The organism is Mycoplana sp. 10N416 (assembly GCF_056394765.1).
On record NZ_JBFTIM010000002.1, the window covers coordinates 492950 to 518221 of the forward strand.

Annotated in this window: 22 protein-coding genes; 12 read left to right on the forward strand and 10 right to left on the reverse strand. The window is 65.5% G+C overall.

Features of this window, described 5'->3' with window-relative positions; all coding sequences use genetic code 11:
- Positions 1–103 precede the first annotated feature (103 nt).
- From AC1DDS_RS06605 to AC1DDS_RS06625, 5 genes are read right to left on the reverse strand one after another with little or no spacing between them, the layout of a single operon-like run.
- On the reverse strand, positions 104–805 hold the full coding sequence (locus AC1DDS_RS06605; protein ID WP_477478146.1) for an ABC transporter ATP-binding protein: 702 nt from the start codon (positions 803–805) through the stop codon (positions 104–106).
- On the reverse strand, positions 792–1580 hold the full coding sequence (locus AC1DDS_RS06610) for an ABC transporter ATP-binding protein (protein ID WP_477478147.1): 789 nt from the start codon (positions 1578–1580) through the stop codon (positions 792–794). Before AC1DDS_RS06610 ends, AC1DDS_RS06605 begins: the two co-directional genes overlap by 14 nt.
- Positions 1577–2524 carry a branched-chain amino acid ABC transporter permease gene (locus tag AC1DDS_RS06615; RefSeq protein WP_477478148.1) on the reverse strand — a complete coding sequence of 316 codons (948 nt, stop codon included), beginning with the start codon at positions 2522–2524 and terminating at the stop codon, positions 1577–1579. Before AC1DDS_RS06615 ends, AC1DDS_RS06610 begins: the two co-directional genes overlap by 4 nt.
- Positions 2524–3396, reverse strand: a complete 873-nt coding sequence (locus AC1DDS_RS06620; protein ID WP_477478149.1) for a branched-chain amino acid ABC transporter permease — start codon at positions 3394–3396, stop codon at positions 2524–2526. Before AC1DDS_RS06620 ends, AC1DDS_RS06615 begins: the two co-directional genes overlap by 1 nt.
- A 42-nt stretch (positions 3397–3438) precedes the next feature.
- Entirely contained in the window at positions 3439–4611 is a 1173-nt protein-coding gene (locus AC1DDS_RS06625; protein WP_477478150.1) for an ABC transporter substrate-binding protein, read from the reverse strand.
- A gap of 265 nt (positions 4612–4876) precedes the next feature.
- On the opposite strand from AC1DDS_RS06625, the gene AC1DDS_RS06630 reads away from it, so the two are divergent.
- The 7 genes from AC1DDS_RS06630 to paaE all read left to right on the forward strand — a co-directional run bounded on the left by AC1DDS_RS06630 (position 4877) and on the right by paaE (position 10386).
- Positions 4877–5515 (forward strand): TetR/AcrR family transcriptional regulator, encoded by a 639-nt coding sequence (locus tag AC1DDS_RS06630; protein WP_477478151.1) that lies wholly within the window; start codon positions 4877–4879, stop codon positions 5513–5515.
- Entirely contained in the window at positions 5512–6417 is a 906-nt protein-coding gene (gene paaX, locus AC1DDS_RS06635; RefSeq protein WP_477478152.1) for a phenylacetic acid degradation operon negative regulatory protein PaaX, read from the forward strand. Before AC1DDS_RS06630 ends, paaX begins: the two co-directional genes overlap by 4 nt.
- A gap of 119 nt (positions 6418–6536) precedes the next feature.
- On the forward strand, positions 6537–7526 hold the full coding sequence (gene paaA, locus AC1DDS_RS06640; RefSeq protein WP_477478153.1) for a 1,2-phenylacetyl-CoA epoxidase subunit PaaA: 990 nt from the start codon (positions 6537–6539) through the stop codon (positions 7524–7526).
- 11 nt (positions 7527–7537) lie between these two features.
- The gene (gene paaB / locus AC1DDS_RS06645) at positions 7538–7822 is read left to right on the forward strand and encodes a 1,2-phenylacetyl-CoA epoxidase subunit PaaB (protein ID WP_310413957.1); all 285 of its coding nucleotides are present in this window, start codon (positions 7538–7540) and stop codon (positions 7820–7822) included.
- Between the two features lie 101 nt (positions 7823–7923).
- Positions 7924–8697 (forward strand): 1,2-phenylacetyl-CoA epoxidase subunit PaaC, encoded by a 774-nt coding sequence (gene paaC / locus AC1DDS_RS06650; RefSeq protein WP_477478154.1) that lies wholly within the window; start codon positions 7924–7926, stop codon positions 8695–8697.
- A 23-nt stretch (positions 8698–8720) separates the two neighbouring features.
- A complete protein-coding gene (paaD, locus tag AC1DDS_RS06655) occupies positions 8721–9236 on the forward strand; it encodes a 1,2-phenylacetyl-CoA epoxidase subunit PaaD (RefSeq protein ID WP_477478155.1) in 516 nt (171 codons plus the stop codon).
- A gap of 13 nt (positions 9237–9249) precedes the next feature.
- Complete coding sequence (gene paaE / locus AC1DDS_RS06660) at positions 9250–10386, forward strand: 1,2-phenylacetyl-CoA epoxidase subunit PaaE (RefSeq protein ID WP_477478156.1); 1137 nt, start codon at positions 9250–9252, stop codon at positions 10384–10386.
- Positions 10387–10789: 403 nt separating this feature from the next.
- On the opposite strand, the gene paaK is transcribed toward paaE, so the two are convergent.
- Genes paaK through paaG form a run of 3 tightly spaced genes read right to left on the reverse strand, consistent with a single transcriptional unit; the run spans position 10790 to position 13390 of the window.
- The gene (paaK, locus tag AC1DDS_RS06665) at positions 10790–12118 is read right to left on the reverse strand and encodes a phenylacetate--CoA ligase PaaK (protein ID WP_477478254.1); all 1329 of its coding nucleotides are present in this window, start codon (positions 12116–12118) and stop codon (positions 10790–10792) included.
- A gap of 40 nt (positions 12119–12158) precedes the next feature.
- Entirely contained in the window at positions 12159–12608 is a 450-nt protein-coding gene (gene paaI, locus AC1DDS_RS06670) for a hydroxyphenylacetyl-CoA thioesterase PaaI (protein ID WP_477478157.1), read from the reverse strand.
- Positions 12605–13390: a 2-(1,2-epoxy-1,2-dihydrophenyl)acetyl-CoA isomerase PaaG gene (gene paaG / locus AC1DDS_RS06675; RefSeq protein WP_477478158.1), complete on the reverse strand. Its 786-nt coding sequence runs from the start codon at positions 13388–13390 to the stop codon at positions 12605–12607. Before paaG ends, paaI begins: the two co-directional genes overlap by 4 nt.
- A 135-nt stretch (positions 13391–13525) precedes the next feature.
- Here paaG and paaN point away from each other — a divergent pair, with 135 nt between their 5' ends.
- The 5 genes from paaN to qhpR all read left to right on the forward strand — a co-directional run bounded on the left by paaN (position 13526) and on the right by qhpR (position 21728).
- Complete coding sequence (gene paaN, locus AC1DDS_RS06680; RefSeq protein ID WP_477478159.1) at positions 13526–15181, forward strand: phenylacetic acid degradation protein PaaN; 1656 nt, start codon at positions 13526–13528, stop codon at positions 15179–15181.
- Positions 15182–15203: 22 nt separating this feature from the next.
- On the forward strand, positions 15204–16412 hold the full coding sequence (gene pcaF, locus AC1DDS_RS06685; protein ID WP_477478160.1) for a 3-oxoadipyl-CoA thiolase: 1209 nt from the start codon (positions 15204–15206) through the stop codon (positions 16410–16412).
- 1 nt (position 16413) lies between these two features.
- Complete coding sequence (locus tag AC1DDS_RS06690) at positions 16414–18492, forward strand: FAD-dependent oxidoreductase (RefSeq protein ID WP_477478161.1); 2079 nt, start codon at positions 16414–16416, stop codon at positions 18490–18492.
- 27 nt (positions 18493–18519) lie between these two features.
- A complete protein-coding gene (paaZ, locus tag AC1DDS_RS06695) occupies positions 18520–20541 on the forward strand; it encodes a phenylacetic acid degradation bifunctional protein PaaZ (protein WP_477478162.1) in 2022 nt (673 codons plus the stop codon).
- A gap of 167 nt (positions 20542–20708) precedes the next feature.
- The gene (qhpR, locus tag AC1DDS_RS06700) at positions 20709–21728 is read left to right on the forward strand and encodes an AraC-like transcriptional regulator QhpR (RefSeq protein ID WP_477478163.1); all 1020 of its coding nucleotides are present in this window, start codon (positions 20709–20711) and stop codon (positions 21726–21728) included.
- A gap of 143 nt (positions 21729–21871) precedes the next feature.
- Here the strand turns inward: qhpR and AC1DDS_RS06705 are convergent, their stop codons facing one another.
- Together AC1DDS_RS06705 and AC1DDS_RS06710 are read right to left on the reverse strand one after the other, a co-directional pair.
- On the reverse strand, positions 21872–23875 hold the full coding sequence (locus AC1DDS_RS06705) for a copper amine oxidase (protein ID WP_477478164.1): 2004 nt from the start codon (positions 23873–23875) through the stop codon (positions 21872–21874).
- Between the two features lie 160 nt (positions 23876–24035).
- Positions 24036–25271, reverse strand: a complete 1236-nt coding sequence (locus tag AC1DDS_RS06710) for a dihydrolipoamide acetyltransferase family protein (RefSeq protein WP_477478165.1) — start codon at positions 25269–25271, stop codon at positions 24036–24038.
- Position 25272: the final 1 nt, after the last annotated feature.

A 25272-nucleotide genomic window follows, 5' to 3' on the forward strand; every position in this document is an offset into this window, starting at 1 on the left:
TCTGCAGACCGATAGCGACAAACGGGAGCGCGGCCTGATCGGAGGCACGCGCCGCCGCGATGACAGACCGCAACTCCGCTCCGGATGCGGGTCGCGCTATCCGCTACAATCCCAGATAGGCTTCCATGACCTTCGGATCGGTCAGCAGCGCGCTCGCCGCGCCGGCAACGACCACCTCGCCGGTTTCCAGCACATAGCCGCGGTCGGCGATTGCCAGCGCGGCCGATGCGTTCTGCTCGACCAACAGGATCGCCATACCGCGCGCCTTTAGATTGGTGACGGCGGCCAGGATCTGGTCGATCAGAAGCGGCGACAGGCCAAGCGAGGGCTCGTCCAGCAACAGCAACTCCGGTTCGGCCATCAGGGCGCGCCCGATCGCCAGCATCTGCTGCTGGCCGCCCGACAGGCCCGAAGCCGGCTGGGCGCGCTTCTCGGCGAGAATCGGGAACATTGCATAGACGTCGGCGAGGCTCTCGTCGGTCCGGTCACGGCCGCGGCGGAAGGCGCCGAGGCGAAGATTGTCCTCGACGCTGAGCGGGCCGAAGATCTGCCGTCCCTCCGGCGACTGCACGAGGCCCCGGGCGACGCGCTCGTGGGGCGGCAGCTTCTGGATCTCCTTGCCTGCCAGCTGGATACGGCCCGACAGGATCGGCTGTACGCCGGAAAGCGCGCGCAGCAGCGTCGTCTTGCCGGCACCGTTCGAGCCGACGATCGCCACCACCTCGCCGTTGCCGATGTCCAGCGAGACGTCGTGCAGCACGCGGATGCGGCCGTAGTCGGAGTTCAGTCCCTCAACCTTGAGCACGATCCGCCTCCCTTGCACCGTGTTCGCCGAGATAGGCGGCGATCACCGCCGGGTCGTTGCGCACCGCCTCGGGCGTTCCCTCCGCCAGGTGCTTGCCCTCGGCGAGCACGAGAATGCGGTGGGAAATGCGCATGACGAGCTTCATGTCGTGTTCGATCAGGACGACGGCGATGCCGCCCGCGGCGATCTCGCTGATCAGCCTGTCGATCGCCTCGCTCTCGACCGCGTTGCAGCCGGCGGCCGGCTCGTCGAGGAGAAGGACCTTCGGCTCGGCGGCGAGCGCGCGGGCAATCTCTAGGCGTTTCAGGGCACCGTAAGGCAGGGAGCCGGCCGACATGTCGGCGTAACGCGCAAGATCGACGCGCTCGAGGAGCGCCATGGCCGCGTCCCGCGTGGCCCGGTTCTGGCGGGTCACGCCCGGCAGGCCGAGCAAATCGGAAAGGAACGAGGTCTTCTCCGTCAGGTGGAACCCGACCATGACGTTTTCCAGCGCCGTCATGCGGAAGAAGATCTGCAGGTTCTGGAAGGTGCGCACCATTCCGCGCTTGACGAGCAGATGGGGGGCGACACCGCTGACCGTCTCGCCGTCCAGCATGACGGTGCCGCGGTCGGCCTGGTAGACGCCGGTGACGATGTTGAACAGCGTCGTCTTGCCGGCGCCGTTCGGCCCGATGATCGAGAAGACCTCGCCCGGCTTGACCGCGAAGGAGACATTGTCGACCGCGACGAGGCCGCCGAAGGAAATTCCGGTGTTTTCGACCTGGAGAATGCTCATGCCGCACGCTCCGTCCAAACCTTGCGCAATGCAGGCACGATGCCGGCCGGTAGGAAGATCATGAAGACCATGATCAGGAGGCCGAGTACCATCTGTTCGTAGTCGTGCAGTGCCGTCAGCGCCTGCGGCAGCACCACCAGGAAGGCAGCCCCGACCACCGCACCGAAGACGGAACCGAGGCCGCCGATGATGACCATGGCGACGAGTTCGATCGAGTTCATGAAGCCGGCGACGTCGGGGGTCACAAGGCCGTTCATCAGCCCGATCAGGCCGCCGGCAACCGCGCCGTAAATCGCAGCGAGCACGAAGGCGTTGAGCTTCTTCGAGGCGACGTCGATGCCGGTGGCGGACGCGGCGACCTCGCTGTCATGGAGGGCGCGCAGGGCGCGGCCCGTTGGGCTTGCACCGATGTTCAGCGCGATCGCCGCGCCGACGAGCATGACGCCGGCGGTGACCCAGTACCAGGTGGACGCCCCGGATAGCTTCAGCCCAAACAGTGTCGCCCGCGCGACCTTCATGCCGTCCGGACCGCCGGTGAAATCGCTTTCGCCGGTGATGACCAGCGAGACGATCATGCCGAAGCCGAGCGTGGCGATCGCCAGATAGTAGCCCTTCAGCTTCAGGATCGGCTTGCCGACCAGCCAGGCGATCAGGCCGGCAAGAGCAGCGCCAAGCACGAGCGAGACGAGCGGATGCAGGCCGAGATATTCGGGGCCGAGTGCCACCGAATAGGCGCCGATGCCGAGAAAGCCGGCGTGGCCGAGGCTGACCTGCCCGGCATAGCCCATCAGGATCGTCAGGCCCATCGCGGCGAGCGAAAAGGTCCAGACGAGAGCCGCGACGCGCAGATAGAAGCCGGACGGCGCGACGAGGGGGACGATCGCGACGATGACCGCAAGTACGACAAGCGGCAGGAAGCGGCTATTGAGCAGCGACTTCGACATCAGACACGCTCCACGCTCTTCGAGCCGAACAGACCGCGCGGCATAAAGAACAGCACGACGAGGATGGCAAGGAAGGCGACGGCATCCTTGTAGGCCGAGCTGATGTAGCCGGCGCCGAAGGACTCCAGGATGCCGATCAAAAGTCCACCGACAAGCGCGCCCTGCGGCGAGCCCATGCCGCCGACCATGGCCGCGGCAAAGCCCTTGAGCGCGAAGATCGTGCCGATGTCGTAGCGCGTCAGCGTGATCGGTGCGACGAGGATGCCGGCAAGCGCCCCCATCGCGGCCGACAGTCCGAAGGCAAGGCCGAGCATGACGCGGACGTTGATGCCGACGAGGCGGGCGGCGAGGCGGTTGGCGGCGGTCGCGATCAGCGCCTTGCCCGTCAGCGTGCGCGTCAGGAAAAGGTAGAGCGCGACGAACAGCACGACCGCGCCGGTAAGCACCCAGAGGCTCTGCGGCAAGATGGCGGCACCGCCGATGTTGATCGGGTCGGCACCGGAGAAGGCGGGCAGCGTGTGGAACTGCTTGTCGAAGACGATCTGCGCCACGCCCTTGATGAAGATCGAGGCGCCGATCGTGATCATGATGAGGGTGACTGGCGAGGCACCACGGGCCGGCTCGATCGCAAGGCGGTGCAGCAGCAAGCCGACAATGACGGCGCCGAGTACGGCGATGAGCGCCGCGATCGGCAGCGACAAGCCGGCGGCCATGAGAAACACCGTTCCCATGCCACCGATCATGACAAAGTCGCCCTGAGCGAAGTTGATCACGTCGGAGGCGTTGTAGATCAGCGTGAAGCCGAGGGCGACGAGCGCGTAGACGGCGCCCACGGTCAACCCGGATATCAACAGCTGCAGGAATTCGCTCATGGCCCGGTTACCCGCTCGTCGAAGATTGCAATGGGACGCGACTTACTGCGCGGCCGTCTCCGGCACCCAGTCACCGTTCTCGATCCGCAGCAGGCGGAACGATTCGGTGCCCAGGCCCAGGTGGTCTTCGGCCGACATCGTGTAGATGCCGGTGACGCCGACATAGCCGTTCGTCGCCTCGATCGCGTCGCGGATCGCCGCCGGATCGTCGGAGCCCGCCTTCTCGATCGCCGCTGCCAGCAGTGAAAGACCATCATAGGCGTAGCCGCCGAAGGTGGAGACCGGCTGGCCCGTGGCGGCCTCGTAGGCCTGCTTGTAGGCGGTGACGACCGGCTTCTGCTTGTCGTCGTCGGCGAGCTTGTCGGCGATCAGGAGCGCAGGCGCGGGCAGGCGCACGCCTTCTGCCGCCTTGCCGGCCAGTTCGATGAAACTCTTCGAGGCGACACCGTGCGACTGGTAGAGCGGAACGGTAAGGCCGAGTTGGGCGTAGTTGCGCGTGACGATCGCCGGGCCCTGGCCGAAGCCCGGATTGATGACGGCCTGGACGCCTTCGGTATTCTTGATCTTGTTTAGCTGCGGCGTCATGTCGGCGTCGGTCGGGCCATAGCTCTCGTCGACCAGCACCTCTATGCCGTAGTCGCCGATCACGTTCATGCACTGGTTGCGCATCGACTTGCCGAAGCCGTCAGTGCCGGAGATCATGCCGATCTTCGTCAGGCTGCGCGCCTTCATGTCCTCGAAAATCTTCATGCAGGCCGTCTTGTCGGTATGCGGCGTCTTGAAGACGAAAGGATTGACCGGATCGATGATCTCGATCGCGCCGGCAAGCGAGATGAACGGGATTTCCGCATCCTCGAACACCGGGATCATCGCCATCGTTGCGCCCGTCGAGGTACCGCCGACCATGGCGACGACGCCGTCGTCCTCGACCAAGCGGGTGGCGAAGGTGAGCGCCTTGTTGGCGTCGCCGCCGTCGTCATAGAGGATCAATTCGATCGGCCGGCCGAGAATGCCGCCCTTGGCGTTGATCTGGTCGGCAACGAGCTTGAGCGTCTTGGCTTCGGGGTCGCCGAGAAAGGCGGTGGAACCGGTGGCGGACACGACGGAGCCGATCTTGATCGGGTCGGCTGCGGCAACCGGGGCGACGCCTGCGGCAAGCAGCGCTGAAGCAGCGACGGTGCCGAGAATCGCGCGACGGGTCGACGTGAAGGTCATGATCGGAACTCCTCCCAAAGTATCCAGGTTCGGCGAGCGCCCGACGAGGCGCGACAGGGCCAGTTTGCAATTTGCGAAAGTCAGGTTATGATTAACCGACCGATTGGTCAATCAATAATTTCCGCCCGGATTTCCGGGTTGTCCCCGGGTGACGGCGCGCGAGGCCGACTTTACGCCGCCCGGTGCGATTGTTAGACCGTTCGGACAATTTTTCGCCGCGCTGGCGAGTCGGCCCCGGCGAAGGCAAGCGATTGGACTTGTGCACATGGCCCGTACCCGCGCCCAGGACTACGACACCAAGCGTCTGGCGATCTTGCAGCGCTCGGCGGAGTTGTTCGCCCGTTTTGGCTTTCCCGGCACCTCGATCAACATGATCGCGGAGGCCTGCGGCGTGTCGAAGGCGCTGCTCTACCACTACTACCCGGACAAGGAAGCGCTGCTCTTCGACATCCTGAACGATCACCTGCAGGAACTGGTCGAGGTGATGGGGCAGGCCTCCGCCTCGACCACGGAGCCGAGACTGCGGGTTCGGGCGATCGCGATGGCATTGCTTGATGCCTATCGCGACGCCGATGCGGAGCATCAGGTGCAGATCGCCAATCTGAAGCTTCTCTCCGACGACCGGCGCGAAGTTCTGCTTGCGATGGAGCGCCAGCTCGTCGTCTTCCTGTCCGACGCGCTGGCCGAGGCGCTGCCGGATATCGGCGGGGGACCGCTTCTGAAGCCGTTGACCATGTCGATGTTCGGGATGCTCAACTGGCACTACCTGTGGTTCCGCGAAGGCAAGGGCCTGACGCGCGAGGCGTATGCCGACATGGTCACGACCCTGATCCTGACCGGCGCGCCGCAGGTTGCCCGGCCCGAAGCTTCAGACGGCAAGGTCAGCCAGATCGGTCGGCGATGACGACACAGACCAGGAAACAGCCGCCGGATTCCGCCGCCCTGCGGCAGGCGCTGTCGCAGGTGCTAGACCGGCTGCAGTCGCAGCCATCGCGCACCTGGTCGATCATCATCACCTTCTACGGCGACGCTCTCCTGCCGCGTGGCGATTCGGTCTGGCTCGGTACGCTCAATGCGTTCTTCAGAGGGCTCGACATTAGTGACGGCGTCGTGCGAACCGCCATGTCGCGGCTTGCGGCGGACGGCTGGTTGGAGCGCAACAAGGTCGGCCGCAACAGCTTCTACCGGCTCGACGCAAAGGGACGCGAGACGTTCTTCGAGGCCGCCAACCGCATCTACAATCCCAAGGTCGCCGACTGGGACGGTCATTTCACCGTGCTGATGCCGGCACCCGGTCCGGACCGGGACGTCCTGCGCAAGGCGCTCGAGCAGGCCGGATACGGCGCGCCGGTGCCGGGCACCTGGATCGCGCCTTCCGGCTGGACCGTCCCGGACATTGCAGGCGAGGAACCAAGGCTTCTGGCACAGGGATCACCGGCAGACATGCGCGCACTGGCCGAGCGAGCCTGGCCGCTCGCCGTCCTCGCCGACCACTATCGCCATTTCATAGCCGACTTCAGCCCGCTGCTGGCCGCGCTCGAGCAGGGCCTGCACCCATCCGACCTGGGCGCCATCACGGCGCGGGTGCTGATGGTCTACGAGTACCGCCGCATCGTGCTGCGCGATCCCAGCCTGCCGGCAGCGGTCCTGCCGGAGGACTGGCCGGGCACGGCGGCGCGGCAGCTGTGCGCTGCGCTCTATCGCCATCTCGCCGTCGCGTCGGAGCGCTGGCTGGACCAGAACGGCATGGACGATGACGGACCGCTCAAGCCGCCACGCATCTCGATCGCCGACCGGTTCGTATAAAACCCCTTATTTTTCAATGCCTGAGCTGTCCTGTCGTTGTTGCAGCGCAAAGTGTTACAAAAAATCGTTGTCGAGTTGATTTCTGTTACATATAGTGCCCCCATTCGATGGAGGAAGCCATGTATACGCAAGCTCTCAACGCCAATCCGGATGCCGGCGACCGCCAGCTCGAGGATGCGGCGCTGCTCGAAAAGTTCCAGGCGCGCATCGACGCCGAAGATCGCATCGAGCCGAACGACTGGATGCCCGCCGCCTACCGCAAGACGCTGACGCGCCAGATTTCCCAGCACGCCCATTCCGAAATCGTCGGCATGCTGCCGGAAGGCAACTGGATCACGCGTGCCCCGTCGCTGCGCCGCAAGGCGGCCCTGCTTGCCAAGGTGCAGGACGAATGTGGCCATGGCCTCTATCTTTACACCGCCGCCGAAACGCTTGGCGTTGCCCGCGAGGAACTGGTCGATCAGCTTTTGACCGGCAAGGCGAAGTACTCCTCCATCTTCAACTACCCGACGCTGACTTGGGCCGACATGGGCGCCATCGGCTGGCTCGTCGACGGGGCTGCGATCATGAACCAGATCCCGCTCTGTCGCTGTTCCTACGGCCCCTATGCGCGGGCGATGATCCGGGTCTGCAAGGAAGAATCCTTCCACCAGCGCCAGGGCTACGAGATCATGGTGACGCTGTCGAAGGGCAACGAGGCACAGAAGGAGATGGCACAGGACGCGCTGAACCGCTGGTGGTGGCCGTGCCTGATGATGTTCGGCCCGCCGGATGGGGCAAGCCAGCATTCCGACCAGTCCACGAAGTGGAAGATCAAGCGCTTCTCCAACGACGAACTGCGCCAGAAATTCGTCGACGCCACCGTGCCGCAGGCCCAGTATCTCGGGCTGACGCTTCCCGACCCGGATCTCAAGTTCAACGAGCAGACCGGCCATTGGGAATATGGCGCGATCGACTGGGACGAGTTCAAGCAGGTGATTGCCGGCAACGGCCCCTGCAACCGCGATCGCCTGGCCGCCCGCAACAAGGCCCACGCAGAGGGCGCCTGGGTGCGCGAAGCCGCGCTTGCCTTTGCCGAAAAACGCCGCGCCCGCAAGGCAGCGGCTTAAGGAGAACAGACATGAAGGACATTTTTCCGCTCTGGGAAGTTTTCATCCGCTCGCGCAACGGCCTGGCCCACAAGCATGTCGGTTCGCTGCATGCCAGCGATGCCACGCTGGCGCTGCAGGCCGCGCGCGACATCTACACCCGTCGCGGCGAGGGGCTGTCGATCTGGGTCGTACCGTCGAACGCGATCACCGCCTCCGACCCGGCCGACAAGGACATGATGTTCGAGCCGACCGCCTCGAAGATCTACCGTCACCCGACGTTCTACGACGTGCCGGAAGAAGTCGGCCATATGTAAGCTTAGGCTTACGGCCCTGACCATCCGTGCATGACCCGGTGGCGCGCTGCCGGGAGGACCCGTTCATCGTTCGCCAAGACGAACGACCCTGGAGGAAACCCATGGCGAAGACCATTCGCGTCAACGAAACGCCGCTCGTTCTTTATACGCTCCGCCGCGCCGACGACGCGCTGATCCTCGGCCATCGCCTCTCCGAATGGTGCGGCCACGCACCGATGATGGAAGAGGACATGGCGCTTGCCAACATGGCGCTCGACCTGATCGGCCAGGCACGCTCGCTCTACACCTACGCCGGCGAAGCAGAGGGCGAGGGGCGGACCGAGGACGACTTCGCCTACTGGCGCGACGAGCGCGGCTACCGCAACCTTTTGCTCGTCGAGCAGCAGAACGGCGACTTCGCCCGCACGATCATGCGCCAGTTCCTCTACGCCAATTTCGCCGATCTCTTCTGGCGGGCGATGATGAAGTCCAAGGACGAGACGCTGGCGGCGATCGCGGCCAAGAGCGAGAAGGAAATGGCCTACCACGTGCGCCATACCGCCGAGTGGGTGATCCGGCTCGGTGACGGCACGACGGAAAGCCACACCCGCATCGCCGCTGCCCTCGACGAACTCTGGCCCTATACCGGCGAGCTGTTCGAGATGGACGCTCCCGAAAAGGGTCTGGTGGAGACCGGCATCGCAGTCGATCTTGGCAGCTTGCGCGACCAGTGGCGCACCAACGTCAAGTCCGTGCTGGAAGAGGCGACGCTGACGACGCCGGAGGACGGCTGGATGCAGAAGGGCGGGCGCACGGGCATCCACAGCGAGCACCTGGGCCACCTGCTCTCCGACCTGCAGCACGTGCAGCACACGATCCCCGGAGCGGTCTGGTGATGGCCGGGCGGGAAAGCCAGCCGATGCCGGCGCCTTTTCCGCCGGCAGACGATCACGCGCGGCTTGCTCGTGCCCGAGCCGCGGCAGCCACGGTGTGCGACCCGGAAATCCCGGTGCTGACCATCGATGACCTCGGCGTCCTGCGCGACGTGAAGATCGCCGAGAACGGTGCGCTAGAGGTCGTCATCACGCCGACCTACTCCGGCTGTCCGGCGATGAACATGATCGCGCTGGAGCTGGAATTGGCGCTTGAGAAGGCCGGCTTCGACCGGGTCAAGGTGACGACCGTGCTGTCGCCCGCCTGGACGACCGACTGGATGACCGAGGACGGCAAGCGCAAGCTCAAGGATTACGGCATCGCCCCGCCGTCCGAAAAGCGCGCCGGCCGCGGCGCCCTGTTCGGCGCTGACGAAGTGGAATGCCCCCGTTGCGGCTCCGTCCGCACAACACGGCTTGCCGAGTTCGGCTCGACCTCCTGCAAGGCTCTGTGGCAGTGCCAGGACTGCCGCGAGCCCTTCGATTATTTCAAATGTCATTGACGAGGTGATCCGGATGTCCGTTTCCCAGCAAACCACGACCGCCGCCCAGACCCACGCGCCGACGTCTGCCCCACAGCACGCCCCGCGCTTCCACAGACTGCGCGTCGCCGACGTCACGCACGAAACCGACCACGCCGTCTCCGTCGCCTTCGACGTGCCGGACGAGCTGGCAGCCGACTACCGTTTCGAGCCGGGCCAGTACCTGACGCTGCGTGCCACCATCGACGGCGAGGACCTGCGCCGCTCCTATTCGATCTGTTCCGGACCGAAGGACGGCGACCTGCGGGTCGCGATCAAGCGCCTCGACGACGGGATCTTCTCCAACTGGGTGAACGACGGGCTGAAGGCCGGCGACGAGATGGAGGTGATGACGCCGACCGGACGCTTCGGCCTCGCCAACGCCCCCGGCGACGGGCGCATCCATGTCGGCTTTGCCGCCGGCTCCGGCATCACGCCGATCCTGTCGATCATGCGCGGCGTGCTGGAGATGGAGCCCGACAGCCACTTCTTCCTGTTCTACGGCAACCGCTCGACCAGCGACATGCTGTTCCGCACGGCGCTGGAGGAGCTGAAGGACCGCTTCCTCGGCCGCCTCGCCGTCTTCCACGTGCTCAGCAAGGAAGAGCAGGACATTTCCGTGCTCAACGGCCGTCTCGATGGCGACAAGGCGCGGGTGCTTTTGACCTCGATGGTGCCGGCGAAGATGGTCGACCACGTCTTCATCTGCGGTCCGACCGGAATGATCGACGACCTCGAAGCGACGCTGAAGGACCTCGGCATCGCCGAGGACCATATCCACACCGAGCGCTTCGTCTCCGTCTTCAACGGCCGCCCGCGGGCGCCGGTGAAGGTCGCTCCGGATGCGCCGCCGGCGCACACGGCCCTCCTGACGGTCGACGGCAAGCGCCGCGAGGTACCGGTCGCCGAGGGTGAATCGATCCTCGACGCGGCCCTGCGCGCCGGCATGGACCTGCCATTTGCCTGCAAGGGCGGCATGTGTTCGACCTGCCGGGCCAAGCTAGTCGAGGGCGAGGCGCCGATGGAGGTCAACTATTCGCTGGAACCCTGGGAAGTGGAAGCCGGCTTCGTGCTGACCTGTCAGGCGCATCCGAAAAGCGCCCATGTCGTGGTCGACTTCGACCAAATGTGATGCCTTGCGGTGCGGTGGCGTCCTACGCCGCACTGTCCTTCGATCCGCAGCATCCGGGCCGGATTCGACCGGGCATTCCTCTAACGACGAGCAGGATACAAGAAAGGCCGGCGCTAAAAGCGACCGGCCTTTTATCCCCCAGCCCCTTGGCAGCAAAGCGTTGAGCGTCGACGCATGAGACGCCTGTCGCGCGCGCAGGGGTTATGCGATGCGCGCCGGTGATCGTCCGGCTTGTTGGTTCTTGGCGCCGCTCATTCCCCCAAGATGCGTCGCGGAGGGAAAGTCGCATACGGCGAGCTCGTTGTCCTTGCTCTTTTGCAAGCTAGTTGTGGAATTGTATCTTGCTCGCAAAACAGGAAAAACCCGGACGATAGGTCCGGGCTTCGATCCAGGTTCCTAAGCCTCAGTCCTTCGGACGCTTGTCGATGACGCGCTTGGCCTTGCCTTCGGAACGGATCACCGAGTTCGGGGCCTGGATCGCGACCGCGGTCGAAATGCCGATCGTATCCTTGATATGCTTGGCCAGGCGCTGCGCATGCGCCTGCAGGCCTTCGCCGTCCCAATGCTCCTGGCGCGCTTCGGCGAACACGGTCATCTTGTCCATGCGGCCTTCGCGGGAGAGCTCGATGACGAAGTGGCCGGCGCACCAGTTGGTGGCGAGCAGCGCTTCCTCGATCTGGCTGGGGAAGACGTTGACGCCGCGCAGGATGATCATGTCGTCGGAGCGGCCGGTGACCTTCTCCATGCGGCGCATGCCGGGACGTGCAGTGCCGGGAAGCAGGCGGGTGAGGTCCCGCGTGCGGTAGCGGATGATGGGGAAGGCTTCCTTGGTGAGCGAGGTGAAGACCAGCTCGCCATATTCGCCGTCCTCGACCGGCATGCCGGTGTCCGGGTTGATGATTTCCGGCAGGAAGTGGTCTTCCCAGATGTGCAGGCCGTCCTTGGTGTCGACGCATTCCTGGGCAACGCCGGGTCCGATGACTTCGGAGAGGCCATAAATGTCGGTCGCCTGCATATCGAAGGCGTGCTCGATTTCCTGGCGCATGGCATTCGTCCACGGCTCGGCACCGAAGATGCCGTATTTCAGCGTTGTCGAGCGCGGGTCGATGCCAGCCCTGTTGAAACCGTCGAGTAGCGCCAGCATGTAGCTCGGCGTCACCATGATGATGTCCGGCTGGAAGTCGCTGATGAGCTGGACCTGCCGTTCGGTCATGCCGCCCGACATCGGAACGACGGTGCAGCCCAGCCGCTCCGCACCATAGTGGGCGCCGAGACCGCCGGTGAACAGGCCGTAGCCATAGGCGACGTGCACCATCATGCCCGGCTTGCCGCCCGCCGCGCGAATCGACCGCGCCATGACATCGGCCCACATGTCGATATCATTCTTCGTGTAGCCGACGACGATCGGCTTGCCGGTGGTGCCCGACGAGCCATGGATGCGGGCGAGCTTCTCCTTCGGCACGGCGAACATGCCGTAGGGATAGGTGTCGCGCAGGTCCTGCTTCACTGTGAAGGGGAACTTGGCCAGGTCCGAGAGATCGCGAAAATCGGAGGGATGGACGCCGGCCGCGTCAAACTTCTGCCGATAGAACGGCACGTTCTCATAGGCATGACGAAGCGACCAGGCGAGACGTTCGCGCTGCAGCGACTGGATCCGGTCGCGCGAGGCGCGCTCGTGCTCATCGAGGCCGCCGAGAAAATCCGGGCTCGACTGGATGTTGGGGAACCTCATGTTCATATTCTCCTCCGTCGCGACCTGTCCTCCGACAGGATCATGCAGGCTTGTTGGTTTGCGGTCCATCAATTCCGATGAAGGAACTGCCGAGGCTGCGCGAATGGCCGCGGAACTCGGCGATCGTCACGCCGCCGACGCTGACCCTCACGTCATAAATGCCGGAACGGCCGGAGCGCGAGACCTCGCGTGCCTCGGCCGTCAGCAGATCGCCAAGCCGGCCGGGCCGGATGTAGCTGATGCTGCAATGGGCGGCGACGGTGGTCTCGCCGTAGGAATTGCAGGCAAAGGCAAACGCGCTGTCGGCGAGTGCGAAGATGAAACCGCCATGGGCAGTGCCATGGCCGTTGGTCATGGCCTCATGGACCGTCATGGTCAGCGTCGCCTTACCGGGCTCGACGGAAACGACGTCCATGCCGAGACCCTGGCTGGCCCGGTCGCTGGCCCACATGGTCTCGGCCGAAAGCGTTGCGAGTTCGGCACCGGTCATTTCGCTTTTCCCGTAAAGACCGCCGGGCGCTTTTCCATGAAGGCTTTCACGCCCTCGGCATAGTCCGGCGTTTGGCCGGCCTGGCGCTGCAGGTCGCGCTCCAGGTCGAGCTGAGTGTCGAGGTCGTTGGCGCTGGAGGCCTGGATCGCTTCCTTGATGAGGGCGAGGCCCTGCGTCGGCTGCGTCGCGAATTGGGCGGTGAGCGCATCGGCTTCCGCCATCAGTTTGTCGTCGTCGACGACCTTCCAGATCAGCCCCCATTCCTCTGCCTTCTCCGCCGAAAGCGGCTCGGCGGTCAGCGCCAGCGCCTTGGCGCGGGCCTCGCCGATCAGGCGTGGCAGGAAGAAGGTGCCGCCGGAATCGGGCACGAGGCCGATCTTGGCGAAGGACTGGATGAAGCGGGCCGAGCGGGCGGCGAGCACGATGTCGCAGGCAAAGGCGATATTGGCGCCCGCACCGGCGGCGACGCCATTGACGGCGCAGACGACCGGCTTGCGAAGCGCGCGCAGGCGGCGCACCAGCGGATTGTAGAAGGTTTCGATCGTATAGCCGAGATCCGGCGGGCCGTCCGTGCCGACCCGATCGGCCAGGTCCTGGCCGGCGCAGAAGCCACGGCCTTCGCCGGTCAGAAGCACAGCGCGACAGCTTTCGTCGGCGGCCTCCTCGAGGGCTGCGGCAAGCGCGTGGTGCATCTCTTCGTTGAAGGAGTTCAACCGGTCCGGCCGGTTCAGCGTGATCCTGGTCCAGCCATCGCGCCGGTCCACCTTGATCGTTGATGTCACTTTCCGCCTCCCATGGCCGGGTCAACAAGTTTCACTTGAATTGACCGATCGTTCGGTTAATAATTAGCCGAAATCGACCCCGTGTCAACTGTCAAGCACAGCCGGGCACGGCCAGGGCCGACCGTGGAGGATAGCATGACCGGACTGTTCGAAAAGCATCGCGACCTCTTGGCCGATGCGGTGAAGGCAATCGACGAACGCGGTTTCTGGAGCGCGTTTTCGGAAGTCCCGCGCACCTATGGCGAGGCGCTGCCGTCCGAGGGCAAGGTCGCATTTGACGCGCTGCTGGAACAGTTCTTCGCGCTTGACCAGGAGGCCGACGACGGCCACGTCGGCGGCGAGGTCTCGCCCTTTGGTCGCGCGCTCGGCATCACCTATCCGCGCGCCGGCATCGACCGGCTCATCGCGCGCGCTTCCGCAACCGCTCCGGGCTGGGCCCAAGCGAGCGTCGAGGCGCGCTGCGGCGTTGCGCTTGAGATCATCACCCGGCTGAACCGGGCTTCCTTCCTGATGGCGCACGCGGTTGAGCAGACGACCGGCCAGGCCTTCGCCATGGCCTTCCAGGCCGGCGGCCCGCACGCGCAGGACCGCGCTCTCGAAGCCGTCGCCTACGCCTATCGCGAAATGACAAGCATCCCGCACGGCGACGTCGCCTGGGACAAGCCGGCCGGCCGCCACACGATCCGGCTAACGAAGAAATTCCATCTCGTGCCCCGCGGCATCGGCCTCGTCATTGCCTGCGCCACCTTTCCGACCTGGAACAGCTATCCGGCGCTCTTCGCCGACCTCGTCACTGGCAACCCGGTGATCGTCAAGCCGCATCCGGCGGTGATCCTGCCGCTGGCGATCACCGTGAAGATTGCCCGCGAGGTGCTGTCCGAGGCCGGCTTCGATGCGGACGTGATGCAGCTTGCCGTCGACACGCCCGGGGCACCCGTCGCGCCGACGCTGGCCATTCACCCGGCGGTTGCCCTAGTCGACTTCACGGGTTCCTCCGAGTTCGGCGGCTGGCTGCGCGCCCACGCTACGGGCAAGCCGGTCTTCACCGAGGAAACCGGCATCAACACGATCGTCATCGACAGCACCGACGATTTTTCGGCCATGTGCCAGAACATCGCCTTTTCGCTGTCGCTCTACAGCGGCCAGATGTGCACGACGCCGCAGGACATTTTTGTCCCGCAGGGCGGCATCGCGACGAACGAAGGCCAAAAGAGCTTTGACGACGTCGCTGGCGGCATCGCCGCGGCAATCGACGCACTGCTCGCCGACCCTCAGCGTGCGGCAGCGGTCTGCGGCGCGATCCAGAACCCCGCAACGCTCGAGCGTGTCGCCAAGGCTTCAGCCCTTGGTCGCGTCGTGCGCTCCAGCACTCCCGTCGACGGGACCGAGAACGCGCGGACGGCGACGCCGCTGATCCTTGCCGTCGACGCGGCGGACGAGGCCGCCTATCTCAAGGAACAGTTCGGCCCGATCAGCTTCGTGGTATCCTGTGAAAATGCCACGGACGCGATCGATCGCGCCACGCGCGCGGCTCGAGCGAAGGGCGGCATCACCGCCGCGCTCTACAGCCGCGACGAAGCGTTGATCGGCAAGGCGATCGGGCTCTATGCGCAGGCCGGCGTTCCGCTTTCGGTCAACCTGACCGGCGGCATCTATGTGAACCAGAGTGCCGCCTTCAGCGATTTCCACGTCACCGGCGCCAACCCCGCCGGCAATGCCTGCCTGACCGATACGGCCTATGTCGCCCAGCGCTTCCGCGTCGTCTGCGTCCGCCGTCCGGCAGCGGCCTGAACTGCATTCCAAGGAGGATTTCATGTCGGAAGCCTATATCTGCGACTTCACCCGCACGCCGATCGGCCGCTATGGCGGCGCGCTGAAGGACGTCCGCGCCGACGACCTCGCCGCCCATCCGCTGCGTGTGCTCAAGGAGCGCAATCCGGGGATTGACTGGGAGGCGGTGGACGACGTGATCCTCGGCTGCGCCAACCAGGCGGGCGAAGACAATCGCGACGTCGCGCGCATGGCGGTGCTGCTGGCCGGGCTGCCGGTGAGCGTGCCGGGCACGACGATCAATCGCCTCTGCGGCTCGGGCCTCGATGCGGTCGGGATGGCGGCCCGCGCCGTCAAGACCGGCGACGCCGACCTCGTGATCGCCGGCGGCGTCGAAAGCATGACGCGCGCGCCCTTCGTCATGGGCAAGGCGTCCGACGCCTTCTCGCGCCAGGCGGAAATGTTTGACACCACCATCGGCTGGCGCTTCGTCAACCCGGTGCTGAAGGCGCAGTATGGGGTCGATTCGATGCCGGAAACGGCCGAGAACGTCGCCGCCGACTTCAACATCTCGCGCGAAGACCAGGACCTCTTTGCCTATCGGTCGCAGCAGCGCACCAAAGCGGCGCAGGACGCCGGCTTCTTTGCCCGCGAGATTTCGCCGATCGACGTCGCCGGCAAGAAGGGTGCGGTGACCACCGTCAGCGTCGACGAACATCCGCGTGCGGAGACGACGCTGGAGCAACTCGCCAAGCTGAAGGCGCCGTTCCGGAAAGAGGGCGGCTCGGTGACGGCGGGCAATGCGTCGGGTGTCAATGATGGCGCAGGCGCACTGATCATCGCCTCGGAAGCGGCCGTCAAGCGCTATGGCCTGACGCCGCGCGCGCGCGTCGTTTCGGTCGTCTGCGCCGGCGTCGCTCCGCGCATCATGGGCATCGGCCCGGCCCCGGCGACGAAGAAGCTTCTCGAAAAGACCGGGCTGTCGCTCGCCGACATCGACCTGATCGAGCTGAACGAGGCTTTCGCCTCGCAGGGCCTCGCAGTGTTGCGCCAGCTCGGCCTGCCGGACGACGCCGAGCACGTCAACCCGCACGGCGGCGCGATCTCGCTTGGCCATCCGCTCGGCATGTCCGGTGCGCGCCTTGCCATGACGGCCGTCAGCGCCCTGGAAGTGCGCGGCGGCAAGCGGGTGATCGCCACCATGTGCATCGGCGTCGGCCAGGGGATCGCCGGATTGATCGAAAGGGTGTGAGATGACCAGCCCTGCCCATCCCGTTTCCATTACCCGCCATGACGGCGTCGCCGTCATCACCATCGACTACGCGCCTGTCAATGCGCTTTCTAAGGCCGTACGCGAGGGCCTTCTCTTTGCCGCCTCGGAGGTCGCCTCGGACGACAGCGTCACCGCCGCCGTCATCTACGGCGGTCCGGGCCGCTTCATCGCCGGCGCCGATCTGAAGGAAATGTCCCTGCCGCCGGACGAACCGTTCCTGCCGGACGTGGTGGCGGCGATCGACGCCCTGGAAAAGCCGGTCGTTGCCGCGATCGACGGGGCCGCCCTTGGTGGCGGGCTCGAGATCGCGCTTGCCTGCGACTACCGCATCGCCGGCCCGAAGGCGATGGTCGGCCTGACGGAGACACGGCTCGGCATCATTCCCGGCGCCGGCGGCACCCAGCGGCTGCCGCGTCTGACCGGCATGGCGGCAGCGATCACCCTGATCGCCGAGGGCAAGATCCTGAAGGCAGCCGAGGCCCAGAGGCAGGGCATCGTCGACCGCGTCGTCGAGGGCGACCTGCTGGCTGCGGCGATCGCGGCGGCGGAGACGATGGAGAAGCGCCGCGTGCGCGAACTGCCGGTCCCCGAAGGCGACGAGGCCGAAGAAGAAAAAGCAGCCGCGGCCGCCATCGCCCGCGCCAAGGGCGTGCCGGCGGTGACGGAGGTCATTCCGATCATCCGCACGGCGCGCAACCCAGCCTTTTCCGACGGGCTCGCCACCGAGCGCGCCGCGTTCCTGCAACTACGCGAAAGTGTGGAGGCGAAATCGCTGCGCCACCTGTTCCTCTCCGAGCGCGAGGTCTGGAAGGTGCCGGGGCTGCAGGGTGCCACCGCGCGGCCGGTCGCCAAGGTCGCCGTCATCGGCGCCGGCACCATGGGCGCCGGCATTGCCGTGGCGCTCGCCGATGCCGGCTTGACAGTCACCGTGCTCGAACGCGACGCGACCGCGGCCTCGGCCGGCCGGGAGCGCGTGAAGGGACTCTACGAACGGCAGGTCAAGAGCGGTCGCATCAGCGCCGAGACGATGGTCGAGCGGCTCGGCCGGCTGGCCGTCGGTGCCGACTGGAGCGTGCTGTCCGAGCAGGATCTCGTCATAGAGGCGGCCTTCGAGGACATGACCGTAAAAGCCGATATCTTCAAGCGGCTGGACGAGCTTTGCCGGCCGGGTGCGATCCTTGCCTCCAACACCTCCTATCTCGACCTCGATGCGATCGCCGCCGTTACGAAACGACCGGAAGACGTGGTCGGTCTGCATTTCTTCTCGCCGGCCAACATCATGAAGCTTCTGGAGGTCGTGCGCGGCGAAAAGACCAGCGCCGGGACGCTTTCGACCGCGCTGGCGCTCGCGAAGAAGATCGGCAAGGTGCCGGTCGTCGCCGGCAATTGCGACGGTTTCGTCGGCAACCGCATCTATGCCGTCTATCGCCGCCACGCCGAGTACCTGATCGAGGACGGCGCCTCGCCGGAGCAGGTGGATGCGGCACTGGAGGCCTACGGCTTCGCCATGGGCATCTTTTCCGTCTCCGACATGTCCGGCCTCGACATCGCCTATGCGATGCGCAAGCGCCGTGCTGCCAATCGCGATCCGGGCGAGCGCTACGTGACGATCGCCGATAGCCTGGTCGAAGCCGGCCGCCTCGGCCGCAAGACCGGTGCCGGCTGGTACGCCTATGACGCCGCCGGCAAGAAGGCGGTCGATCCCGTGGCGACGCAGGCGATCGAGGCCGCTCGCGCGGCAAAGGGCCTTTCGCCCCGCGCCTTCACGCCGGAAGAGATCCAGCGCCGCCTTGTCGCCGTCATGGCCAACGAGGGCGCGAAAGTGCTTGCCGAGGGGATCGCGCTGCGCGCCTCCGACATCGATCTCGCCTTCGTCAACGGCTACGGCTTCCCGCGTCTCAAGGGCGGGCCGATGTGGGCCGCAGACCAGATCGGGCTTACGCGCGTCCTCGAAGAAGTCGAGGCGGCGCACAAGGCCGGCGGCACCGGTTCCGGACCGGCCCCGCTTCTCACCGAACTTGCCCGCTCGGGCAGCACCTTTGCCGCGTGGCGCCGCTAAGCGCAGCGCAAACAAGGAGATCATAACATGTCGACCATCCTGAAAAGCTATGTCGAGGACCGCTGGTTCATGCCGGAAAGCGGCTTTGCCGACATTCCGAGCGCCATCGACGGCCGCGTCGTCGCACGCGCCTCGACCAAGGGCCTCGATTTCGCCGCAGCCCTTCGCCATGCGCGCGAGGTCGGTGGCCCGGCGTTGCGTGCGCTCACCTTCCACGAACGTGCGGGGATGCTGAAAGCGATTGCGGTCTACCTCAACGACCGCAAGGAAGAGCTTTATCAGTTGGCCTTCGACACCGGCGCCACCCGCCGCGACAACTGGATCGACATCGACGGCGGCATCGGCACGCTGTTCGCCTATGCCTCGCGCGGCAAGAAGGAACTACCGAGCGAGCGCTTCGTCATCGAGGGCGAGACCGAACCGCTTTCCAAGAGCGGCACCTTCGTCGCCCGGCACATCCTGACGCCGCTGACCGGCGTCGCTGTCCACATCAACGCCTTCAACTTTCCCTGCTGGGGTATGCTGGAGAAGCTGGCGCCGACGATCCTCGCAGGTGTTCCTGTCATCACCAAGCCGGCGACGGCAACCGCCTACGTGGCCGAAGCCTGCGTGCGGATGATCGTCGAAAGCGGCATCCTGCCGAAGGGAGCGCTGCAGTTCATCGCCGGCTCCACCGGCGACCTGCTCGACCACCTGACCGGCCAGGATATCGTCTCCTTCACCGGCTCGGCCGACACGTCGGAGAAGCTGCGCAACCAGCCCGCGATCTCGCGCAATGCCGTGCGCTTCATCGCCGAGCGCGATTCGCTGAACGCCGCCGTGCTGGGTCCGGATGCGGTACAGGGAACGCCGGAGTTCGACATCTTCGTCAAGGAAGTGGCGCGCGAGATGACGGTCAAGGCCGGGCAGAAGTGCACGGCGATCCGCCGCGTGCTCGTGCCGCGGGCGCAGGAAACCGCCGTGACCGAAGCGCTGAAAGCGACCCTCGGCAAGGCCGTTCCCGGCGACCCGCGCCTGGATGAAACCCGCATGGGCGCGCTTGCCTCCCGCGCGCAGCGGGCTTCCGTCATCGAGGCGATCGAAGAGTTGCGGACCGAAGCGAAGATCGCCGTCGGCCATGCCGACATCGCGGAAGGCCAGGGCGCGTTCTTCGCGCCGGTGCTGCTGCGCTGCGACGAGCCGTTGAAGGCGGCAAAGGTGCACTCGGTGGAAGCCTTCGGCCCGGTCGCCACACTGATGCCCTACGACACGCTGGACGAGGCGGTCGAACTGGTGAAGAAGGGCGAGGGTAGCCTTGTCGCCTCCGTCTACACCTATGACGCCGACGTCGCCGACGCGCTGATCTTCGGCATCGCGCCCTATCATGGTCGCGTGCTGGTGCTCGACCGCGACTGCGCCAAGGAATCGACCGGCCACGGCTCGCCGCTTCCGGGGCTCGTCCATGGCGGTCCCGGCCGGGCCGGCGGCGGCGAGGAGATGGGCGGCCTGCGCGGCGTGTTTCACTACATGCAGCGCACGGCGCTGCAGGGTTCGCCCGAGCGCATCGCGTCGATCACCCGCCGCTGGACCAAGGGCGCAGCCGCTCCGGTCACGGCCGAGCATCCCTTCAAGCGCAACTATGAAGGGCTCAAGGTCGGCGAGACGGTCGAGACCGAAGCGCGCACGGTCAGCCTGGAAGACATCGAGCATTTTGCGCATTTCACCGGCGACGAGTTCTACGCCCACATGGACGAGGAGGCCGCGAGCGCCAATCCGTTCTTCCCGGGCCGGGTGGCGCATGGCTACCTGATCCTGTCCTTTGCCGCCGGCCTGTTCGTCGATCCGGCGCCGGGCCCGCTGCTCGCCAACTACGGCCTCGACAACCTGCGCTTCCTCAAGCCGGTCTCGCCCGGCGATTCCATCCGAGTGCGGCTGACCGTGAAGGACAAGAAGGCGGCGCGCAGCCCGGAATACGGCGAGGTGCGCTGGGACGTCGAGGTGTTCAACCAGAACGACGAGACGGTCGCCCGCTACGACCTTCTGACGATGAGCGCGCGCACCGTCGTGTAACGGTCCCGATATCCAGCGCCGCACCTGGCGTGCGGCGCTATGAAAGCGAAGCGCTTGCGTTCGAGGAGGGACGCAAGCCATGCTTCGCTCATTTGCTTGGCGATGCCTTCCCGGCGTCACCCATCACATGCCGGAATTCGTATCACGATCGTCCTGGAGGAAAGGCGATGGAGCATGCGGAGGCAAGCGGACGCATCGACCGGCGAGTCCTCGCCGGCGTCGGTGCGCAACTGCGCGACAGGGGCGTCGATCCCGAACCGATCGGCCTGCGCATCGGCTGCCCGGTCACAAGCGGCGAACATTCCGATTCCACCATCGGCCTCGGCCAATTCGTCGGCTTTCTCGAGGAAGCCGGCCGGGTGCTTCGTGATGCGGCCGGTATCTGGCAGTGCGGCCGCGCCTTCGTGCCGTCCGGATTGCCGGAACTCTTCCCCCATTTCGAACGCGGGAGCCGGCTCGGCACCGTGCTTTCGGCCCTTGTCGCAACGATGAACGAGGTCCAGTCCGGCAGCCTTATCCGCCTCTCCGTCAAAGACTCGCTCGCCCTCATCGAATACCGGATCCTTGATCCGGCGATCTGGCCTCGCGCCTTCGATGTCGAGTTCACCTTCGGCTTCTTCGACGGCGTCATCCGTCACTATTTCAAGCCGGACTTCCGTCCCGAAAGCCTCGTTTTCGAGCACGAGGCCGGCCAGCGGCGAAACGCCTTCGACAGCGCCTTCGGGCTTACTTGCGTCTACGGCTATTCTTGCAATCTTTTCGCCTTTCCCGCCGCAATGCTGTCGCTGCCGGTGCTGATGGAGTGGCCGGCCGGTGCACATGTCGCCGATGCCCCGGGGCGCTCTGAACGCAGCGAACGGCTGGCCGACCGGTTGCGGCTTGCGCTGCTGTCCTGCATCGGCGAGGGTGAGATGGATCAGGCGACGATCGCCACGATGATCGGCCTTTCGGCCCGCACCCTGCGCCGGCGGCTGCTGGAGGAGGGTCTGTCGTTCCGTGATGAGATCGACCGCCTGCGGATGAAATACGCCCGCGAGATGATCCTGCGGACGAACCTGCCCTTCATGGAACTTGCAAGCCGGCTCGGCTACCGCCAGCAATCGGACTTCACTCGCGCGTTCCGCAGGGCAGAGGGCGTGCCACCGAGCATGTTGAGACGGCTGCGGTCTGATGACGATCCGAAATAAGAAAAGGGCCGGCGCGATGCACCGGCCCTTAGTTTCCGCCCAAAGCACGTCTCCCGAAAGTGGGAACCGGTTTCGGGATAAAGACATGCGCAAGAACAAGGACCTAAAGCGTGGCAAGCGAATTGAAAAGATCGCGACGCGCTTTACGACGGATTGCGGATCGTGATCGCCGGATTGTGATCGAAGAAGTTGTACGGCATCAGCGTGATGCCCTTCCACATCGTCGACATCACCGGCCAGTCCTCCATGTGCGGCACGTGGTGGAAGCCCATCGTGTACCAGGTGACGATGTCGGTGTCGTGGATGCTGCGGTCCCTCTTCACCCATTCCGGCAGGCTGTCCTTGCCGTCGCCCTGGAAGGCGTATTCGCCGCCGGCGTAGCGCTCCTTCGGGTCGTAGGGCGTGTTCCAGAAAGTATACTCGATATAGGCGTTGCGGCGGGCCGGCGGGTCGTTGACGACGTCGAGCGGCGAATAGGCGACGCTGTTCTCCGGCAGGATCATGTAGCCGGGATGATGGCCGAGCTTGGTTTCCTTGCCCATGTTCATGATGTGATACATGGCCGGCGTCGCCGGGTTGACCTTGTAGCGGCCCTCGAGTTCCGTCATCGGCATCTCGTCCTTCGTCTCCCAGAAGGTGCGGCGCGGCGTGCCTTCCGGCGCGGTCGCGGGCACGAGACCGGTGCGCGCGAACATGTTGTTCTGCCCGTCGATGTCGAAGTCGAAGCGGAAGTTGAAAAAGTGGTCGTGGTTCGGCGCGACGAGGTTCGGCGCGATCAGCGTGCCGTACTTCGTATCTTCCGCCGCTGTTGTGTCCTGCATCGACGTCGAGGCCACGCCCTTGACGGCATCGAGGCCGGTCGCGCCGACCATGACGCGCATCATGCCGTTCTGCTGGAAGACATAGTCGATCAGGTAGTCGTAGTTGCCGACTTCCGAAGCCGAGCGGACGACGAGTTCGGTCGCCGGTCGGCCTTCCGCCGGCAGCGGCTTGTCCGGTGTCTGGGCGAAGATCTCGTAGTGGCGCCAGGCCGGATCGCCGATGTTGCGCTCGAAGATGCAGATGGCGTTCGGGATCTCGACCGGCGAGCCATCGTCGGCGTGAACGACGGCCGGCAGAAACTTCGCATAGGCCGGGCAGTCGACGCCGGCGGTCAGCGGGCTCAGGAAGATGCCGAAGCCGTATTCGCCGCTGTCCATGTAGGTGCGCCAGTACCAGCCCTCGCTCGGATCCATGTAGGGAACGAAGACTTCGGAGAGATTGGCCTGATAGAGCACCGAGCGCGGCCCCTTGCCGTCATTGGCGGAGATCTCGGAGAGCACGACGCCGGGCCGCTTGTCGACGCGCCAGCGGAAGCTCCACATGTCCCAGTTGACCAGGCTGCCATTGATGGAGAAGTTGGCCCCATCCGGCTGCGACAGCGTCGCCGCCTTGATCGGTTCGGCGAGCTTCATGTCCTTGCGCGCACCGATATCCTCCTGCACGTATCCCCAGCCGTCCTCCGGCACCGGCACGACGCCGGTGTCGACCACCTTGACCACCTTCTGACTGGTCAGATCGACAGTGGCGAACAGGCCCTCGATCGGCTTCGCATAGAAGTTGCTCTGGGTCGGATTGACGTAGCAGGGCACCTTCATCAGGCGCTTTCCGGCCTCGTCGGGCGTTCCGAACGCACCGGCGGTCAGCGGCAGGCAGAAGACTTCGTCCGGTTTCAGGTTGCGCTTGGCCAGGGCCGCGACGAAATCGGGGTTCTGAACGGCCAGGTTCATCGCGCCGAGGAATTCCTCGAGCAGCAGCATCGGCTGGCCGGTGACCGGCTCCCACGACAGCACCTTCTTGGTCGTGATGTCCACCTCACCCTTGAAGACGCCCTTGGCGGTCTTGGCGTTGACAACGGCGCGGCGGTCTTCCGGGTCGCCGTCCTTCCATTTCAGCACGGCCTCCTTCGCTGGCTCCCGCAGTTCGATCAACGGATAGCGGCTGTCTGCGTCCGTCTTGCCGTCATCCTTGAGGATCTGGACGACGGCGGCGATTTCGGCCGTGGAGAGGCCGTCGAGCGGGTGAGACAGGGCAGCGCTGCCGCCCGCAACGGTGATGACGGTGGCGGCCAGCAGCCGGCCAGCCGTACGCTTCAAAAGAGTTGGCATGGTGATTTCCCTCTGGACTTGTTGCTACGCGCCCGGGGCACCAGCCCGCTCGCGCCGCAAGTCTAGCGGGGCAAATTTCTTGCGGTTTGGCATTTTCGGCCAAGGTGGAACAAATCGAGCGCCGGGGTTTCGGGCTTGGGAAGCCTCCCGAGCCGGAATGTCACGCGGGCCAGTTTTCCAGAACCTCGACGAAGCGGGTCAGCCACAGGTTCGTCTGGTGGCCGTCAACGGCGCGGTGATCGATCGTCAGGGAAACGTAGGCCATCGGGCGAATCTGGATCGTATCGACCCCGCCGACTTCGCGCACGACCACCCGCTTTTCCAGCTTGCCGATCCCCAGGATCGCCGTCTGCGGCTGGTTGATGATGATCGGGGAGGCGAAAAGCGAACCGGAGACGCCGTGATTGGAGATGGTGAACGTGCCGCTGCGCATGTCCTCGGGCTTGAGCGTCCCGGCGCGGGCACGCGTGGTCAGATCTTGCAACGCGGTCGCGATCCCGGTCAGCGACAGGTGCTGCACCCGGCGGATCACCGGCACCACCAGGCCCTTGTCGCCCAAGGCGGTTCCGACGCCGATATTGACGTCGTCGAAAATCTCCAGGTGGTCGTCATGCCAGCGGCTGTTGATCTCCGGCACGGCCCGCATGGCGGCAGCGGCAGCAGCGACCATATAGGCGGTATAGGAAAGATTGGTACCTCGCGCGGCCAGCGCGGCCTTGTTCGCTTCGCGATGCTTCAGGATGGCGGAGAAGTCCGCCTCGAACACCGCAGTGACGTGCGGGGCGACAGTCACCGAGTTGAGCATGTTGCTGGCAATCGCAAGCCGCATCGGCGAGTGCGGCACGCTTCGGCTGCCGCGTTCGGCAGGTTCGTCGCGCCCGGAATGGGCCTCGGCCGGTAGTGGCACGGGACGGGATTGCGAGATTGGCTCGATCGAGGGGGACGCGTCTGTGCGCGCGGCAAAGGCCGCCTCGATGTCGATGCGCGTCACGCGCCCGTTCTTGCCGGTGCCGGCGACTGTTCCCGGATCAATGCCGTACTGCAGGGCGGCGCGGCGCACCGCGGGCGAGTAGCGCATGAGATCGGGCGCCACCGCCTTGGCTGTTTCATGTGAAACAAGGACGGCCGCAACGGCCGGTGCGCTCTGGCGCGTGCCTTCGGCACGGATGCGCCCGAGCACCGAACCCGGCCCGGCATCGTCCCCGCTTTGCAGCAGGATTTCGGCAAGGATGCCGGCGACCGGGGAAGGGACCTCCTGCGTGACCTTGTCGGTTTCCAGTTCCACGAGCGGATCGTCAATATTGACCGTCTCGCCCGGCCGCTTGAGCCAGGCGCGCACGACCGCCTTGGTCCCTTCCTGCTCGAGCGGAGCCAGAACGTCCATCAGCGCGGCCATG

What these genes read in the sequence shown, in the direction of transcription:
- paaZ (WP_477478162.1), top strand. Translation starts at nt 18,520, where the DNA reads ATGTCGACCATCCTGAAAAGCTATGTCGAGGACCGCTGGTTCATGCCG.
- AC1DDS_RS06690 (WP_477478161.1), top strand. Translation starts at nt 16,414, where the DNA reads ATGACCAGCCCTGCCCATCCCGTTTCCATTACCCGCCATGACGGCGTC.
- AC1DDS_RS06710 (WP_477478165.1), bottom strand. Translation starts at nt 25,271, where the DNA reads ATGGCCGCGCTGATGGACGTTCTGGCTCCGCTCGAGCAGGAAGGGACC.
- pcaF (WP_477478160.1), top strand. Translation starts at nt 15,204, where the DNA reads ATGTCGGAAGCCTATATCTGCGACTTCACCCGCACGCCGATCGGCCGC.
- qhpR (WP_477478163.1), top strand. Translation starts at nt 20,709, where the DNA reads ATGGAGCATGCGGAGGCAAGCGGACGCATCGACCGGCGAGTCCTCGCC.
- AC1DDS_RS06625 (WP_477478150.1), bottom strand. Translation starts at nt 4,611, where the DNA reads ATGACCTTCACGTCGACCCGTCGCGCGATTCTCGGCACCGTCGCTGCT.
- AC1DDS_RS06610 (WP_477478147.1), bottom strand. Translation starts at nt 1,580, where the DNA reads ATGAGCATTCTCCAGGTCGAAAACACCGGAATTTCCTTCGGCGGCCTC.
- AC1DDS_RS06615 (WP_477478148.1), bottom strand. Translation starts at nt 2,524, where the DNA reads ATGTCGAAGTCGCTGCTCAATAGCCGCTTCCTGCCGCTTGTCGTACTT.
- paaA (WP_477478153.1), top strand. Translation starts at nt 6,537, where the DNA reads ATGTATACGCAAGCTCTCAACGCCAATCCGGATGCCGGCGACCGCCAG.
- paaI (WP_477478157.1), bottom strand. Translation starts at nt 12,608, where the DNA reads ATGACCGGTGCCGAACTCGCAACGCTTTCGGCCGAGACCATGTGGGCC.
- AC1DDS_RS06620 (WP_477478149.1), bottom strand. Translation starts at nt 3,396, where the DNA reads ATGAGCGAATTCCTGCAGCTGTTGATATCCGGGTTGACCGTGGGCGCC.
- paaB (WP_310413957.1), top strand. Translation starts at nt 7,538, where the DNA reads ATGAAGGACATTTTTCCGCTCTGGGAAGTTTTCATCCGCTCGCGCAAC.
- AC1DDS_RS06630 (WP_477478151.1), top strand. Translation starts at nt 4,877, where the DNA reads ATGGCCCGTACCCGCGCCCAGGACTACGACACCAAGCGTCTGGCGATC.
- paaX (WP_477478152.1), top strand. Translation starts at nt 5,512, where the DNA reads ATGACGACACAGACCAGGAAACAGCCGCCGGATTCCGCCGCCCTGCGG.
- paaN (WP_477478159.1), top strand. Translation starts at nt 13,526, where the DNA reads ATGACCGGACTGTTCGAAAAGCATCGCGACCTCTTGGCCGATGCGGTG.
- paaD (WP_477478155.1), top strand. Translation starts at nt 8,721, where the DNA reads ATGCCGGCGCCTTTTCCGCCGGCAGACGATCACGCGCGGCTTGCTCGT.
- paaE (WP_477478156.1), top strand. Translation starts at nt 9,250, where the DNA reads ATGTCCGTTTCCCAGCAAACCACGACCGCCGCCCAGACCCACGCGCCG.
- paaK (WP_477478254.1), bottom strand. Translation starts at nt 12,118, where the DNA reads ATGAGGTTCCCCAACATCCAGTCGAGCCCGGATTTTCTCGGCGGCCTC.
- AC1DDS_RS06705 (WP_477478164.1), bottom strand. Translation starts at nt 23,875, where the DNA reads ATGCCAACTCTTTTGAAGCGTACGGCTGGCCGGCTGCTGGCCGCCACC.
- paaC (WP_477478154.1), top strand. Translation starts at nt 7,924, where the DNA reads ATGGCGAAGACCATTCGCGTCAACGAAACGCCGCTCGTTCTTTATACG.